This window comes from Candidatus Poriferisodalis sp., from assembly GCF_965205175.1.
Lineage (GTDB): Bacteria > Actinomycetota > Acidimicrobiia > Acidimicrobiales > Poriferisodalaceae > Poriferisodalis.
Map to the genome: position 1 here is coordinate 437,132 of NZ_OZ242038.1, position 15,713 is coordinate 452,844.

General features: G+C 65.0%; 10 protein-coding genes. 2 read left to right on the forward strand and 8 right to left on the reverse strand.

Annotation, left to right across the window (positions count from 1 at the left end; all coding sequences use genetic code 11):
• Positions 1-26: 26 nt before the first annotated feature.
• The 3 genes from ACOGI4_RS01870 to ACOGI4_RS01880 are packed head-to-tail and all read right to left on the reverse strand — an operon-like array spanning position 27 to position 3,066.
• On the reverse strand, positions 27-1,034 hold the full coding sequence (locus tag ACOGI4_RS01870) for a hypothetical protein (RefSeq protein WP_419842266.1): 1,008 nt from the start codon (positions 1,032-1,034) through the stop codon (positions 27-29).
• On the reverse strand, positions 1,031-2,653 hold the full coding sequence (locus ACOGI4_RS01875; protein WP_419842267.1) for a hypothetical protein: 1,623 nt from the start codon (positions 2,651-2,653) through the stop codon (positions 1,031-1,033). The genes ACOGI4_RS01870 and ACOGI4_RS01875 overlap by 4 nt, the downstream gene beginning before the upstream one ends.
• Positions 2,654-2,676: 23 nt before the next feature.
• Entirely contained in the window at positions 2,677-3,066 is a 390-nt protein-coding gene (locus ACOGI4_RS01880) for a hypothetical protein (protein WP_419842268.1), read from the reverse strand.
• Between the two features lie 209 nt (positions 3,067-3,275).
• Here ACOGI4_RS01880 and ACOGI4_RS01885 point away from each other — a divergent pair, with 209 nt between their 5' ends.
• Both ACOGI4_RS01885 and ACOGI4_RS01890 read left to right on the forward strand, forming a co-directional pair.
• A complete protein-coding gene (locus tag ACOGI4_RS01885; RefSeq protein WP_419842269.1) occupies positions 3,276-4,892 on the forward strand; it encodes a site-specific DNA-methyltransferase in 1,617 nt (538 codons plus the stop codon).
• A 15-nt stretch (positions 4,893-4,907) separates the two neighbouring features.
• Positions 4,908-7,493 (forward strand): DEAD/DEAH box helicase, encoded by a 2,586-nt coding sequence (locus tag ACOGI4_RS01890; protein WP_419842270.1) that lies wholly within the window; start codon positions 4,908-4,910, stop codon positions 7,491-7,493.
• Between the two features lie 128 nt (positions 7,494-7,621).
• Here the strand turns inward: ACOGI4_RS01890 and ACOGI4_RS01895 are convergent, their stop codons facing one another.
• From ACOGI4_RS01895 to ACOGI4_RS01915, 5 genes are all read right to left on the reverse strand, one after another.
• The gene (locus ACOGI4_RS01895; protein ID WP_419842271.1) at positions 7,622-10,396 is read right to left on the reverse strand and encodes a hypothetical protein; all 2,775 of its coding nucleotides are present in this window, start codon (positions 10,394-10,396) and stop codon (positions 7,622-7,624) included.
• Positions 10,397-10,654: 258 nt separating this feature from the next.
• Entirely contained in the window at positions 10,655-11,356 is a 702-nt protein-coding gene (locus ACOGI4_RS01900) for a chlorite dismutase family protein (protein ID WP_419842272.1), read from the reverse strand.
• Between the two features lie 289 nt (positions 11,357-11,645).
• On the reverse strand, positions 11,646-12,494 hold the full coding sequence (gene fdhD / locus ACOGI4_RS01905; protein ID WP_419842273.1) for a formate dehydrogenase accessory sulfurtransferase FdhD: 849 nt from the start codon (positions 12,492-12,494) through the stop codon (positions 11,646-11,648).
• A 315-nt stretch (positions 12,495-12,809) separates the two neighbouring features.
• Entirely contained in the window at positions 12,810-14,429 is a 1,620-nt protein-coding gene (gene groL / locus ACOGI4_RS01910; RefSeq protein ID WP_419842274.1) for a chaperonin GroEL, read from the reverse strand.
• Positions 14,430-14,675: 246 nt separating this feature from the next.
• Positions 14,676-15,713: a glycerate kinase gene (locus ACOGI4_RS01915; protein ID WP_419842275.1), complete on the reverse strand. Its 1,038-nt coding sequence runs from the start codon at positions 15,711-15,713 to the stop codon at positions 14,676-14,678.

Genomic DNA, 15,713 nt, shown 5'->3' on the forward strand with positions numbered 1-15,713 from the left:
CGTCCGCTCAGGCAGGTGCGGATAGGTCATTTCGCGTCCGCCGTCAGCGAAGAGATGGCAGCTTTGCGAAGCCCGAAGCGATCTTGAGCAAACGCACTCGCGGCGTGGGGCGACTTCGCACACCGAAGTGCGAGCTCGGTGAACTCCTCGTCGCTCGCATGGCGACCGGCCAACTGGCGCGCGACACGACCGAACAGGCTCGTGCGCAGGTCATCCAGGTCGCCCGACCTCGATGACGAATCGTCCATGTCGATGCGGTACTGATGCAGCACTGCCGAGGCGAACTCGGCGAACAACCAGCGCTGCAACAGGTTCGCTGCGGCGGATCGGGCTTGTGCGTCGATGGACTGCAGCAGTGCCTCGTCGACCCAGAAGGTGCAGACATCGGCGCTGTCGGCAGTTGGGTCGGTGACATCGCCGACGAACTCGGCATGGGTGACGGCACCCTCGGGCAGCCGCAGTTCCTTGCGCTTGGTGTCGTCGAGCGGTTGCGGCCGGAACAGCTCTGCGTCGTCGTGCGTCGAGACCCGAAACCGTGCATGCGCAAGCCAGGTGCCAGCCCGCCACGGCGCCAGCAGCCGTCGTTGATCCGGCGGCAGCGTTCTGGCGAGCGCCACGTAAGCGTCAACCGCCACTCCGTGGGTCGATGCGCGAAACACGTCGTGCCGTTCACCCGTCGGCGTGACGTCCAGCCGCGGCTCGGGGATGAGCGCGCTGGGATCCTCCAGCGAGTGCCGAAACACGACGCGGGGCGACTTCAGGTAGCCCGAACGCGCCGAGACTACCACGCTGGTGTCCTCCAATCGCAGGCCAGAATCCAGCACCCCGGTGCGCAACCGATGCACGAAATCGCCGAATTGGTCATTGGCCGCCCAGCACAGCCCGACGGCGCAGCGCTCAAAGTCGTCGTCAATGGCGACAGAACTCCCTGCCGAGCACGTTTGCGAGCCGAACCGCAGCACCGAGTCGTCGAAGAGCCCGTCAAGCTTCGGGTCAATCGCAAACGGCCGAACCGTGCGGCGCTCGCTGCTCACTGGCGCCTGCCCGGGCCGTCTGGCACCAGATCGGCCTCAACGCTCAGGGCACCAGACCACTCCGGGTTGTACGGGTCGCTCTCGTACTCGAAGATGGCCACTTCGTTCTGCAGCAGTCGGCCGCGGTAGGCACCGTCTCGGCCCTCAACCGGCTCGAAGCCGTCCGGCCCAGTCACGATCATGGCAACTTCGTCGGCTTCCTTGCGGTCAGCGCCTTCGAACTGGTAACGCACGCGCACCTCGATCACGTCGCCGGCGGGATCGGCAGCGGGATCGGCAACTGCATGATGCTCGCTGAAGCTCACTGCCGCCCTTCCCGTCACACAGACGCGGCCATTCGACGCTGGCTCGAGTCGCTCACCTGGATGGATGTGGAACGGCCGCACCTGCGGTTTCGGTTGCGGCCTGGGTGCCGGTGCTGGATCGCTGCCGTCGAGCTGTCGAGCCAGCTCGTCCCAGACTGGGAGCTTGAGGTCGCGGTTCGGCTTGGGCTTGGGCTTGATGTCCTTGCGGAACCTGTTGACGTTGGTGCTGATGCGGCGAAGCACCGCCTTGGCCAACGCCGCCGACTCCGGCGCCACATCCCCGGCATCCGAGTCGGCGTGCCACGCATCGTGGGCCTTCGGCTCCGTGTCTCGGAGCTTGTCGTCGGCCTCCTCCGATGCCACGAACGTGCCTCGAATGTGCGGCGCTGCTCTTGCGGCCTCGTAGTACTCCACCACCATGCGCGGACTGCGCACGAGCGCCACGAGGCTGCAATGCGACACGTCTCCGGTCATCAGATCGGCGCTCCGATCTGCGGACTCGTCGCCTGTCTCGTCGGCCGAGTTCTGGACAGCAGCGTTGTTTTCGCTACCAGCGCTCGGTCCGACGGCAGGGAACGACCAGCCGTCCGGGTCGCATGCCAGCGCCACCGTGCCCGGCTGCTTGACGCCTTCGACTGCGCCGAGGCGATGCTCGCGGTAGTGCTCCCGCTTGGCGTCCGGCGGCGACAGCGCGTTGTCGAACGCAATGATGAACGGCTGCAAGTCTGGGTTACGAGACGGCCGCGGTAACCGCTCTCCGGTGCCGCTCGACTCGTCCATGACGGACACCTCGAAATGCACGAGGCGGTCGCACAGCGCAGGCCACCAGTAGCGCTCGGTGGCACGCAGCAGGCCGTCGGCATCGACGGTGGGCTCGATCACCAGCAGCGTCGTCCCCAGCTCAGCAGGAACCCTCGCGCGTCGGCGCGAGATGCCCAGCCGTTGAGCAACCTCGTCGGCCTCGTCGTTGTCCCATGGTCTGCCCTTGCCCCCTGAGGTTCGGGCGCTGAACCAACGTGTGCCGTTGAAGCTGCGCCCGTCGAGCTCGTGGCTGCCCCAGTAGGTCATGCCTAGCAAGCGTCGGGTCACACCCGGGTCGTCGCGCTGCTCGGGAAAGCAGGTGTAGGCCACGACAGTGCGTATTGCCGAGCCGCGGATCAGCCCCGCCTTGCCGTACCCGTAGGAGCCGCCGCGACCTGAGGTCGAAGGCGTGATGCCCAGCGAACACATCGCCTTGTACATCTTCGACCTGTCGCCGCTCCACGGCCCGCTCATCCCGCCCCCGTGCTCCTCGGACATTTCGAGCACGCGCAACGGTCGCTGTTCGCCCAGTTGCGTCAGGCAGTCCCGCTCACGCAGAAGACCAAGGCGCCGGCGACCGTCCCGGCCGTTCGCTTGCGTGACGGCGCGAGCGCGGTACCCGAGATCGTCCAACCCGAGTGTCTCCGCGAATTGCCGACGCGCGTCGCCTTCAAGCTGGCGGAACCGGAATCGCGCTGCGAAGTTCTCGGGCCGATGACCCCCCCCCCCCCCCGCTCGCGCGCCGCATCCCACGAGTTCTGAATGGCCTCGCGCACCAGCAGTGACGCTTCAGGGGGAATCCGGTCCGCCGCGAAGATGCCGGGCGCCTTGACAGGCTCGTTCTTGAATTCCTTGGCGAAGTCGCCGCTGACAGCGGTGACCCCTGCGTCGATCTCCTGCCAGAACCACCGCTCGCCGCTCGACACTGCGCCCGCCTCTTCGCTCAGGGTCTCCCGCGAGACTAGCGAGGCTGCTGCATGTCACACGTGCAACCCCACACCGCGGCGTCTGCGTGCCGCCATGCAGGGCAGAGCCACGCGTCCGCCGTCAGCGCCGCAAATTTGAACTCGGCTCGTGTCACACCGGCCGACTAGCGTCACGGGTGTGAAATGTACAACGCTTCGGGCCGACGCTCATGCCCACGCTTGAATTCAAGGGCAAGGCGCACGTCTACGCGCATCACCTGACTGTGCCCTACCGACCCCTACTGCCCGACCTCGCTAGGTCGCACGGTCAGCACGCGGGCGAGCCGGACGACAATCTCATCATCCACGGCGACAACCTCGAGGCTCTCAAAGCGCTCCTGCCGCGTTTCGCGGGCAGAATCAACTGTGTCTACATCGACCCGCCCTACAACACCGGCAAGGAAGGCTGGGTCTACAACGACAACGTGAACAGCCCCCTCATGCGCGAATGGCTGGAACGCAACGGCATCGTCGACGGCGAGGATCTGGAACGCCATGACAAGTGGCTCTGCATGATGTGGCCACGGCTCCAGTTGCTCAAGCAGCTGCTCGCCGACGACGGCATCATCTTCATATCTATAGACGACAACGAGCAGCATCACCTCCGACTGATGCTTGATGAGATCTTTGGCGAAGCCAATCTCTTTGCAACCCTCTCGCGCCGAGCAATGCACACCGTAAGAAACTCCAGCAAGGACTTCAATCTGAATACAGATTATGTTCACGTCTACGCGCTCGACAAGGAATGGTGGGGTGCCGACCGTAGCCGATACATCCGCGTTGTGAGGGACAAGACCGACAAGTACCCCCATGACGACGGCGATGGGCGCGGACCCTACAAGCTCGATCCGCTTCACGCACGCAATTTCTACGAGACGTATACGCATACCTTCGGTAACGGTCAGACCTGGAGCGCACCGTCCGGCAGCTATCCTCGTTACTCACAGGACACTCTCAGCGAGATGGAACAGAACGACGAGTTAGACTTCTCTGGTACCGAGCCCCGTGCCAAGCGATATTTGATACAGGTACAGGAGGGGCAGCCACCTGATACTTTTCTCGAACCTGAGCTCGTTGGTTTCAACAAAGATGGCACCTCATTGCTGAAGTGCATCTTCGGGATCGGCGGCGTTTTCTCCCAACCTAAACCTATCGAATTGATACAGCATTTGCTGGACATAGTTCGCAAACCTGATGCAGTGGTGCTGGATTCTTTTGCTGGAAGCGGCACGACCGCACATGCGGTTCTGGCACTCAACCATGCTGACGGCGGCAACCGCAAGTTCATCATGGTCGAGTGCGAGGACTACGCCGACACCATTACCGCCGAACGGGTACGCCGGGTCATCGACGGTACGCCGAACGCGAAGGACGAAACGCTGAGGTCCGGTCTGGGCGGCTCTTTCACCTACTGCACCCTGGGCGAACCCATCGATGCTGAAGACATGTTGACCGGCGAGTCACTGCCCGAATACTCTGACCTCGCTGCGCACTTGCTCTACGTTTCCTGTGGGATCACGCTGCGAGAGCCGCCATCGCAAGTTGACGGGGAACCGTTCTACAGTGACGATGCGTCCGGCACCGACTATTACCTGATATATCGGCCTGACATCGAGTGGCTGCGCAGCAACGAGGCGATGCTGTTCGACTATATGGCCGACAGCATCGCGCGGCGCGGCAACGCTGCGGTGGTATTCGCCGCTGGCAAGTACATCACCCAGCGCGACCTCACGCATCGCAACATCACCTTCTGCCAGCTGCCGTACGAGTTGCATCGCGGCGAGTGAGGGGCGAGGGCGATGATGGAACTCAAGGAATACCAGCAAGAAGCGCTCGCACGCTTCTCACGCTGGCGCAACGCGCTCGGCCAGGCGCAGACGCAGACTGAGAAGTTGAGAGAGAAGTTGAGAACGGTCCTGACGGACTCCGATTCGGAACATCAACGGCTGCTGCTCAACGTTCCTCGAACTGCCTGGAAGAACTTGAGCGAAGTTGACGACTTGCCGAGGGCAGGCCGCGAGCACATACCGCGAACCGACGGGCAGGGCAGGGCCATACCCCATGTCTGTTTCAAAGTGCCTACCGGCGGCGGGAAAACCCTGCTGGGCGCGGGCGCACTGGAACGGCTGAGCCAAAGCACCGGGCTCGTTCTGTGGTTCGTGCCGTCCAAGGCGATCTATGCGCAGACGAAGTCCGCCCTGTGGAATCGCCAGCACCCCTATCGGCAGATGCTGGAACGCGCCAGCGGGGGCCGCGTCAAGGTGCTCGAGAAGGACGATCGTTTCACACGCGATGACGCCCAGCACCATCTGTGCGTCATGCTCATCTCGCTGCACGGCGCGAACCGCAAGAAGAACAAGGACTATCTGCGGATGTTCCGCGACACTGCCAAGTATCCCAGCTTCTTCCCGGACGACGACGACCTCGTGGCACAGCACCAGATGATGCGAGAGCATCCCGATCTTGAGACCGTCGGCGGCAACCGCCCGAAGCAGAGCCTCGCGAACGTGTTCAAGCTGGTGCGCCCCGTCGCAGTGCTCGACGAGGCACACAAGGCATACGGCGCGAAAAAGGGCGCGGAAGAGGAGTTCGTCGGAGCGATCAGCCGTTTCAATCCGAGCCTCGTGATCGAGCTGTCAGCGACGCCCCATGCCGGCATCAGCAACCTGCTGGTCGACATCGGAGGACCAGCGCTGAAGCGCGAACAGATGATCAAGCTGCCCATCCAGGTACGCACTACTACCGACACGGGCTGGCGGCAGACCCTGACCCTAGCCTTTGACGAGCGGGAAAACTTGGAGCACGCGGCGGTCGCCTACGCCGAGGACGGCGGGCGCTACATCCGGCCTATCGCGGTGGTCCGTGTGGAGCGTACGGGCAAAGAGCAGCGCGATGCCGGCCGGATTCACGCCGAGGACGCACGCGAGCATCTGCTCGCGCTGGGTGTGCCTGCCGATCAGATCGCAATCAAGTCAGCCGAAGTCGACGAGGTAACGGGCCTTGACCTCATGTCACCGTACTCGCCCGTGCGGTGGATCATCACCAAGTCGGCCTTGATGGAGGGCTGGGACTGCGCCTTCGCCTATCTGCTGGTGGTGCTCGACAACACCGGCTCCAAGCGCGCTATCACCCAGCTGGTCGGGCGCGTGATGCGTCAACCATACGCTCGAAGGACTGGAATCGCGAGCCTCGATCAATGCTACGTCTACTGCACGGAAACCGCCGTCAGCGAGGCGATGGCACATGTGAAGAGTGGCCTGGAACACGAGGGGCTCGGCGACCTGAGCGATGACGTGAGCGGCGATTCGCCCGACATGCAAGTCATCCGATTGTCGCGGCGGCCAGCCTTGGCGAATTCGGAAATTCGGCTTCCCCGAGTGTTGCACCGGGGCACCGACGGTTCGACCGGGGCACCGGCGTGGATCGACTTGGATTACCAGCGCCACATTCTCTCCCACATCGACTGGAACGACATCCAGATCACCGGCACACGGCAGTCGCTGCCTCAGCAACCATTGATGCACTATGGGACCGTCGACTTCGAGGAACAAGGTACTTTGACAGCGGGGACGGGCCGAACCGAGAGGCTGCCCGATCCGTCGCCGCTACTGTCGTGGTATGCGCGCCGTCTCGCCGACTTGGCGCCCAATCCGTGGCAGGCGGCTCGCGTCGCGTCCGAGGCGCTCAAGGACCTGCGTGCCGGTGACCTCTCGGACGCACAGATCTACGGACAGCGCGCGGCGCTGGCCGAAAGCCTGAGGCTGGAGGTACAGCGGCAAATCAACACGCAATCAGAGCAAATGTTCCGCGACAAACTGACGACGGGCGAGATGCGCTTCTCACTCGACACGAGTCTTCCCAGTCATTTGCTGCGAGCCGACCCGTACGAGATCGCGCTGTCCAACGCTCATGAACTCCAGCCGAGCGTCGGCACGCAGCTGCAGTTGTCCTTGATGGTGCCCATGATCGAGGAACAGTTCGATTCAGAGCTGGAAAAGCGTTTTGCCTTCTACCTAGACGGACACAACGCGCTGAAATGGTGGCACCGGGTAGCGGCACGCCAGAGCGACGAGTACTTCTTGCGTGGCTGGAAGCCGGAACGCATCTGGCCCGATTTCATCGCCATGGCATCGCCGGAAAGCGGGTGTTCGCATCTACTGGTCTTCGAGCTCAAGGGCGATCATCTGGCCGGATCAGAGGACACGGAGTACAAGCAGAAAGTGCTGCAGGTGCTTGAAGAGGCGTTCACTGCCGACAGTGCCTTCGACGACAGTGGTAGGGACTGCGGTGTCATGACTGTTCACAACGGCCCGATGCGCGGTGCGTTTCGGATGGTGTTCGATCAGCGACCGTTCGACATCGTGGATCAGGCCCTGGGACTCATATGATAGGGTTGCGCATTTGCGTTGCGCCGTAGGTTATCCGATCTTGCCGCCTTGACTTCAATCGGAGCGCCCACTGCTGCAAGCGAAGTGCGTAGCGGTTACCAGCAAGCCAGCCAACAACGGCGTAAAGGCTACTCGGCGGGCTTGGGCGGCTTGGGTGCCCTCAACTGGCCCGCTTCGTTCGCACCCCAGCACGTGACGGACCGGTCTTCGCGTATGGCGCACGAATGCCTCTCGCCTGCGGCGACCATCGTGAACTTGCCTTCAGGTGCAGTCGTCTGGCCTTCTTGGAAATACGGATTGTTGCTTGCACCGCCCCAACACGTGATGGAGTTGTCGACGCGCGACCCACATGAATGAGATCTGCCAGCAGAGATAGCGCTGAACTGACCGTTCGGTGCATCGAGATTCCCAAACGGATTCGGGAAGTGCGAGCGATGGTTCCAGCAATCCACCGTTCCGTCAATGCGTAATCCGCAAGAAAAAAGCCTGCCCGCAGAGAGCGCACTGAATCGGCCGTCCGGATGCGGCGTCACAGTGTCTCCCCAGCAGACGATCTTGCCGTTCGTGCGCAAAGCGCATGCATAGTCATGTCCCACCGACACTGCGGTGAACTGACCGGTTGGACTGTCACTGACCACTCCCCAGGCGCCCGATCCCCAACAGATGACTGTCTTGTCAGAGCGCACACCGCACGCATCCCTCATGCCTGCCGCTATTGCGACGAATTTGCCGCTTGGCGCATCCCTCAGATTGTCGCGTTTGCGTCCTCCCCAGCACTCGACGGCGTCATCAGTTCTCAGCCCGCAAGAATACTGATACCCAGAAGCCACGGCGCTGAATCCGCCGGTCGGTACATTGCTGACTTGGCCCATATAGTCAGAACCCCAGCAGGCAATAGTACCGTCCGTGCGCAACCCGCACGAATGAAGTTCACCGGCCGATATCGCAGTGAAGTGGTTCACTGGAGAGTTATCGGGCTCGCTGTCAGGCGGCCTCGATTGACCAGTGCTGTTGTCACCCCAGCAATCGACGCTGCCGTCAGTACGCAACCCGCACGAATGCGAAACACCGGGGAAGACAGCAGTGAACGGACCCGGGTGAGGATCCGCTGCACCATGCAACTCGCTCCCCCAGCACTCGACGTCGCCGTCAGATCTCACACCGCAGGCACTAGAAACATTGACGGCAACATTGGTGAACTTGCCCGAAGGCGCATGAGCAACCCGGCCGAGTGAATGCCACGACCCGTTGGCTCCGTTGTCTCCCCAGCATTCAATGCTGCCACTGACGCGCAAGCCGCAGGCAAAGGACTCGCCCGCCGACACCACGGTGAACTTGCCCGAGGGCGGGTCAACCACTTTTCGATACGGCGCTTGGCCACCCCAGCACGCGACAGTGCCGTCGATGCGCAGCCCGCACGAATAGTAATAGCCAGCGGACACAGCGCTGAACTTGCCGGACGGTGCCTTAATTGCAGACGCTTTGGACCGCTTCGGGTTCGCGTCTCTCCGGCTGTCACCCCAGCAAACGATTTCGCCGTTCGTACGGAGCCCGCAGGTATGGGTACCACCCGCGGACACTGCGGCGAACTTGCCGGAGGGCACATCAAGCTGCCCATTGCGGTTGTCTCCCCAGCAGGTGATGGTACCGTCCGCTCGCAATGCGCAGGTATGCCCGTCGTGTCCTGAGATTGCGGTGAATTTGCCGGACGGAGCGTTGAGCAGGTTGCTGCGCACCCAGGTCCCCAAGGATTCCGAATAATAGGAATGGCCGCCACTTCCCCAGCAGGTGATGGCGCCGTCGGTGCGCAGCCCGCAGGTATGGACTCGCCCTGCTGCTACCGAGACGTATTTGTCTGGTTCGGGGTCGGTGGTGGAGGCGCCGTAGGCTTCGGGGTCGTCGTTGGTGATGGTGCCGATGGCTTCGAGAGAGCCTGCGCCGCCTGCGAAGGTGACGCGGCTGTCTGCTGTTCGCAGGTTCTTGAGCCGCAGGATCAGCGTCTCGTCCGGCTCGGGCGTGTCGTCGCCGACGACCTTCACCACGACCGTGCGGGCGAGCTGGTCGCCTGTCGCGCCGGCTGGGAACACTACGCGTCGTCTGGCGAAGCCGACATAGTCGCGTTCCGCGCTGCTCTGGGAACGCGTCGCGGTGGTGCGGCCGTTGGGCGACACCGCCGATGCCTGCACCGTCACCGCATCGCTCGGCGTCCCGCTCAGCGATACGGTGAACTCGAGTTCGGCATGTCCGCTGTCGCCCTCAGCCACGCTCGCGTCGCCGACCGACACGGTCAGCACCGACGGATAGGCAGTCGTAGTCGTGGTGGTCGGCGGCGCAGTGGTCGTAGTCGTCGTGGTGGTGGTAGTCGTGGTGGTGGACGTGGTCGTGGTCGGCGGCGCAGTGGTCGTGGTCGGCGGCGCAGTGGTCGTGGTAGTGGTAGTCGTCGTCGTGGTGGCGTCTTGCTGCTGGGCCTGGGGCTCGCCGCCGAGCGCTGCGGGGGCCTTGAATTTGGCCGTGGCGGCGGTGCCCCACCGGCTGCACTCCGTCGAGTATGCGTACACCTGCACCTTGTACCTAGCACCCGTCTCGTACTTCGCGTCAGCGGTCAAGTCCAGCACCAAGCCGCTGCCCGGAAACGGCACGCCCTCTTGCGCGACCGCGTCGCCGCTCCTGTCATGGACGTACACCCAGTAGTCAGACGTCGCGCAGCTTGGCCCTTTGCGCTTCTTGCGCGGCTCGTCGCCGCGCGTCCACGACAGCGACACACTTCCATCGCGGACTGACGCTGCGAGCTTGATCAAGGCGTCCACCGACACCGCAGACGCCTCCGCAGCAGCAGGCTGCGGAACCACAGCCGCCACACCCGCCAACAACGCCGACACCAGCACGCAACGCACAAACCGCATCAGAACCAGCCCCTCTCGATCACCCGATCACCCGAAGCGAACAGACTACACTCGCAGGGCCGCAGGGCCACAGGGCCACCTTAGCGCGCCGCAGAATGGCGGGTACCTGCGGTTCGGGAACGAACACCAAACGCGGAACCGCACACCGCGGCGAGACGGCGGGCGACCACAACAGCATCAGCAACGAACGAGATCGCCGTTGCGACGGTGTACGTGAGGTCGCGCGCACCCGAACCGCGCTGAGCCGCGCTGTTCGGGCTAGCGCAGGCCGATGCGGTCGGCCACCGTGGCGGTGTCGGCCAGCAGACCCGTATAGAACGCGCCGAAGGTGCCATAGATAGCGCTGGCTTCGTCGTAACGCATCGTGTACACAACGTCCTTGAGGTCGTCGAGGTGCTCGCCGAACAGCGTGACGCCCCACTCGAAGTCGTCGACTCCGGTGGACCCGGTGACGACCTGCAGGATCCGGCCGCGGAAGCGTCGGCCGGATTTGCCGTGGTCGTACATCAGCTCCCGTCTTGTGTCGTACGGCAGCGTGAACCAGTTGCCGCTGCCGTCGGCTACCGCCTCGCGTCGCTTCGACATGGGATAGAAGCAGAACGCCCGCTTGCCCTCGGGCGGCAGCTGCGGGTAGAGCCGAGGCGTCTTCATCTCCGGCGGCAGGTCCGGCGCGTACTCGCTCACCTCGGTCATTGACACATAGCTGTCGACAACCTCGAGGCCCGCTTGTTGCAGCCGTGTCTGCAAGCTGCGCAGCCGCCACAGATCCGGCCCGAGCGCCATGAACGCCACGTCGGCCTTGTGCCCCAGCACCGCCACCGTCAGCACCTGATGTTCGCGGTCGACCGTGTCGTCTACGGCCGCCAGCACCGCTGCACGTTCCGCTGCGGGCGTCAGCTTGCAGAACAGATGCAACACACCCCACCCGACCGAGGTGGTCACTTCCGGCGACGGCAGCACTAGCGCAGCCTAGATGGCCGGCCCCAAGAGCTATCGGACGCGGGCCACCAAAGCGGGTCGGCGCAGTGCGATCAGGCCTGCGGACAGTGCCACGGCACCAAGGCGGGTGGGGGCAGGGGCCTCCGCGCGCAGTTTTGCGACGCCACACCCTCCCCAGCCCGTAGTACATGCGTCGCAACTGTTTGAGCACGGAGGCCTTGCCCCCACCCGCCCGGACCCAAAGGACGACAATGGAACGCGAAGCGGCGCGCCCGCATCAGGCAGTCGACTGCCTCACATGCGCTGGCGCTCAGGAACTCGCAGCGACCCGCCGGCGAGCCTCAGCGGCGCGCTGCGAAACGCCGGCCAGGCTGCCGCAGTAGACGTTCAGCTCATCGCCGCGTGCGAAGCCTGCCAGCGTGATGGCAGCGGCCCGCGCCGATTCGATGGCCAGCGAGCTGGGGGCGCTGACAGCCACGAGCGTCCCGATGCCGGCCGCCCACGCCTTTTGCACCATCTCGAAACTGGCCCGCCCGCTCACGAACAGTGCAACGTCGGCTCCATCGCGCCGCCCGTCGAGCAAGCGGCGACCGATGACCTTGTCCACCGCGTTGTGCCGGCCGATGTCCTCGCGCACGATGTCGATACGGCCGCAAGCGTCGAACGTGGCGGCGGCATGCAGCCCGCCGGTGCGGCCGAACATCTCCTGCGCTACGGGCATGGCGACGACGGCTGCGTGAACCGCGGCGACGCTGAATTGGCGGGTGCCAGCGAGCGGCCCGAGTCGCACGGCCATGTCGGTGATGGCCGTGCTGCCGCAGATGCCGCACGCAGCGCTGACGTTGCCGAGGCGCGGCGTGGGCACGGGCGCTTTGCCGCCGGTCTCGACGGTGACCACGTTGTACTCGAACTCCGCGGCTGGACCCAAGCCGCAGTAGCGCACGCCGGTCACCAGCGCGCCGCCAAGCAGTCCGTCACCCGCGCAGAAGCCCACCGCCAGCTCGTAGTCGTGGCCCGGGGTGCGCATCGTGGTGGCCACCACGTGGCCGTCCAAGCGAATCTCAAGCGGCTCTTCCACCACGACCTCATCCGGCGAACGCGCCCAAGTGCCCCCGCGCAACCGGTCCACGAGCACCCGCATCGTGCGCCCGCGCCGCATGCGCTCAGCGTACCCGCAGTCCCGCAACGGCCCAGTGCAAGTGGCTGCGCAGAGCGCTCGGGGCCGGGGCCTCGTGGGGCATGAACCGATCGCCATGCAGCGCGAAAAACTCGCCACGGCATCGTCCTTCGACAATGCACTCAGCGCGACAGCGGCACCGTGCGCGACGCGACACGACCCGAGTACAGGACCCGGGCCGTGTCGTCACGCCGGACTGCGCCGGACGCACCGGCGGATCCGATGTGCCAGAGAGCTGACGCTTCGAAACGTCCGCTGGCAGCCGATGTCGGAAAATTGATGCCGAGCAGTCGAAGGCTAGAAGTCCATGTCCGGCATGCCAGCAGCGCCGCCGCCGGAATCGGGCTCGTCGCAGATCACCGCTTCAGTGGTGAGGAACAGCGCCGCGATCGACGCAGCGTTCTGCAGCGCCGACAGCGTCACCTTGGCAGCGTCGATCACACCCGCCGCAACCAAGTCCTCGTAGTCGCCGGTGGCGGCGTTCAGGCCAGTGCTGCCTTCGAGCTCGCGCACCTTGCTGACCACCACGCCGCCTTCGAGGCCGGCGTTCTCGGCAATCTGCTTCAGCGGGCCGGCCAGCGCGCGCTGGACCAGCCGGGCGCCGGTGGACTCGTCGCCCTCAAGGCCGTCCGCCACTGCACCCACTGCGGCTTCAGCGCGCACCAAGGTGACGCCGCCGCCGGCCACCACGCCGGCCTCGATGGCCGCCTTGGTGGTGCTGACCGCGTCCTCGATGCGGTGCTTCTTCTCCTTCAGCTCGACCTCGGTGGCCGCGCCCACGCGCAGCACAGCCACGCCGCCGGAAAGCTTCGCGAGCCGCTCTTGCAGCTTCTCGCGGTCGTAGTCCGAGTCGGTGTTCTCGATCTCGTTCTTGATCTGCTCGATCCGGCCGCGGACCTCGGCTTCGTCGCCGGCGCCCTCGATGATGGTCGTCTCGTCCTTGGTGACGACCACACGGCGGGCCGTACCCAGCAGGTCCAGCGTGGTGTTCTCCAGCTTGAGGCCGACATCCTCGCTGATGACCTGGCCGCCCGTGAGAATCGCCATGTCGGCCAGCATCGCCTTGCGGCGGTCGCCGAATCCGGGTGCCTTCACCGCAGCAGAGCGGATGGTGCCGCGGATCTTGTTGACGACCAGAGTGGCGAGCGCCTCGCCCTCCACGTCCTCAGCGACGATCACGAGCGGCTTGCCTGCCTGGGTCACCTTCTCCAGCACCGGCAACACATCGCGGACCGCGGAAATCTTGCCTTGCATGAACAGCAGGTAGGCATCCTCGAGCACGGCTTCTTGGGTGTCTGGATCCGTCACGAAGTAGGGCGAGATGTAGCCCTTGTCGAAGCGCATGCCCTCCACCAAGTCCATCTCGAGGCCGAACGTCTGCGATTCCTCGACGGTGATGACGCCGTCCTTGCCGACCTTGTCGAACGCGTCGCTGATCAGCTGGCCGATGTCGCTGTCGGCGGCAGAAATCGCAGCCACTTGCGCGACGTGGGTCTTGGAGTCGGTGACGCTGATGGACATGTCCTCGATGGCACCCACGGCGGCCTCGACACCGGCCTCGATGCCGCGCTTGACCGCCATCGGGTTGGCGCCGGCGGCCACGTTGCGCAGGCCGTCGCGCACCATCGTCCACGCCAGCACGGTGGCGGTGGTGGTGCCGTCGCCTGCGACGTCGTCGGTCTTCTTGGCGACTTCCTTGACCAGCTCAGCGCCGATGCGCTCGACCGGGTCCTCCAGCTCGATGTCCTTGGCGATGGACACGCCGTCGTTGGTGATGGTGGGCGCACCCCACTTCTTGTCGAGCACCACGTTGCGGCCCTTGGGGCCCAGCGTGACGCGGACCGCGTCGGCGAGCTGGTTCATGCCCGACTCGAGTGCGCGGCGAGCGTTGTCGTCGAAGGTGATCATCTTGGCCATGTGAAGCGGCTCCTGTCGTTGGGTGGCACTGCTCTGTGCTGCACTGCTTCGGGCAGCGCGTTTAGCACTCTAGGGCCGAGAGTGCTAACCGTCAACTTGCCCCGTCAACTTCCCTCGTCGATTTCACTGGGCGAACTCGCTCAGTCAGCTCGCCACTGGCCAGCATCACTGGGCATCACGACTCGGCATCACCGCACTACATCAGCACCGCACTGCATCAGCACCATCGCTCCTCCCAAGGCAGGCTCACCCAAAGACATCCGCAACGACCTCGGCGGCTGCGTCACTGACGGCCCCGAGCGTGTCGTTCATGGACCGGTCCGCCCCGAAGCGCTCCGCCAGCACCACCAGACTCGCCGGCGCAGCACCGCCCCCGGGGCGAAGCCCGTCCGGAAGCTCGGTGCCTGCTGCACGAGAGCCGACGATGACAGCGGCGGGAACACCGGCCTTGGCGGCCAGCGCCAGCACACCGCCCACCACCTTGCCGTCGAACGAGCCTGCATCAAGCCGACCCTCGCCGGTGACCACCAGATCGGCGCCTTCGATGGCTTCCCGCAGCCCGATCCGGGTTGCCACCACCTCGAAGCCCGCCGCCAGTTCAGCCCGGAGACCGGCCGCCAGACCGCCCGCCAAGCCTCCTGCCGCGCCGGCGGCGGGCAGTTCACTGACGTCGACGCCGTAGCGCTCGCGGTACAGATCCACCAGCCGCACGAGGCGGCGGGTCAGCAGCTCGACCTGTGCAGGGGAGGCACCCTTTTGCGGGCCGAAGATGCGCGCCGCATCGCAGAAGGCGGTACGCACGTCGCACGCCACCACCACCGAGACTCCGGCGAGGCGAGACAGCGGCGCCATGGCGTCGAGAGCACCGAGCCCGCCGTCTGTGGAGGCCGAGCCGCCCACCGCCACGACGATCTGTCTGGCGCCGCGCGCAGCCGCTTCTGCGATGAGCTCGCCAGTGCCGGCCGTGGTCGCCGTGAGCGGGTCGTTGCCGTCGGCACCGCCGGCCAGCGCCAGACCGCTCGCACGCGCCATCTCCACGATCGCTTCGTCGCCGTCGAGTCGCCAGCCGGCTGCTACCCGATCACGCAGCGGCCCGGTCACCGTGGAGGTGCGATTCGGACCGCCCAGAGCATCGAGGGTGCCTTCTCCGCCGTCGGCTGCCGGGAGGCAGATGACCTCGGCGTCAGCGGCAGCGCGCCGACGCACGCCCGCCGCTATGGACGCTGCTGCCTGCGCGGCCGATGCCGTGCCGCGGAACTTGTCCGGACAAGCGACTACCCGCAT

What these genes read in the sequence shown, in the direction of transcription:
- ACOGI4_RS01885 (WP_419842269.1), top strand. Translation starts at nt 3,276, where the DNA reads ATGCCCACGCTTGAATTCAAGGGCAAGGCGCACGTCTACGCGCATCAC.
- ACOGI4_RS01890 (WP_419842270.1), top strand. Translation starts at nt 4,908, where the DNA reads ATGGAACTCAAGGAATACCAGCAAGAAGCGCTCGCACGCTTCTCACGC.
- ACOGI4_RS01895 (WP_419842271.1), bottom strand. Translation starts at nt 10,396, where the DNA reads ATGCGGTTTGTGCGTTGCGTGCTGGTGTCGGCGTTGTTGGCGGGTGTG.
- fdhD (WP_419842273.1), bottom strand. Translation starts at nt 12,494, where the DNA reads ATGCGGCGCGGGCGCACGATGCGGGTGCTCGTGGACCGGTTGCGCGGG.
- groL (WP_419842274.1), bottom strand. Translation starts at nt 14,429, where the DNA reads ATGGCCAAGATGATCACCTTCGACGACAACGCTCGCCGCGCACTCGAG.
- ACOGI4_RS01915 (WP_419842275.1), bottom strand. Translation starts at nt 15,713, where the DNA reads ATGCGGGTAGTCGCTTGTCCGGACAAGTTCCGCGGCACGGCATCGGCC.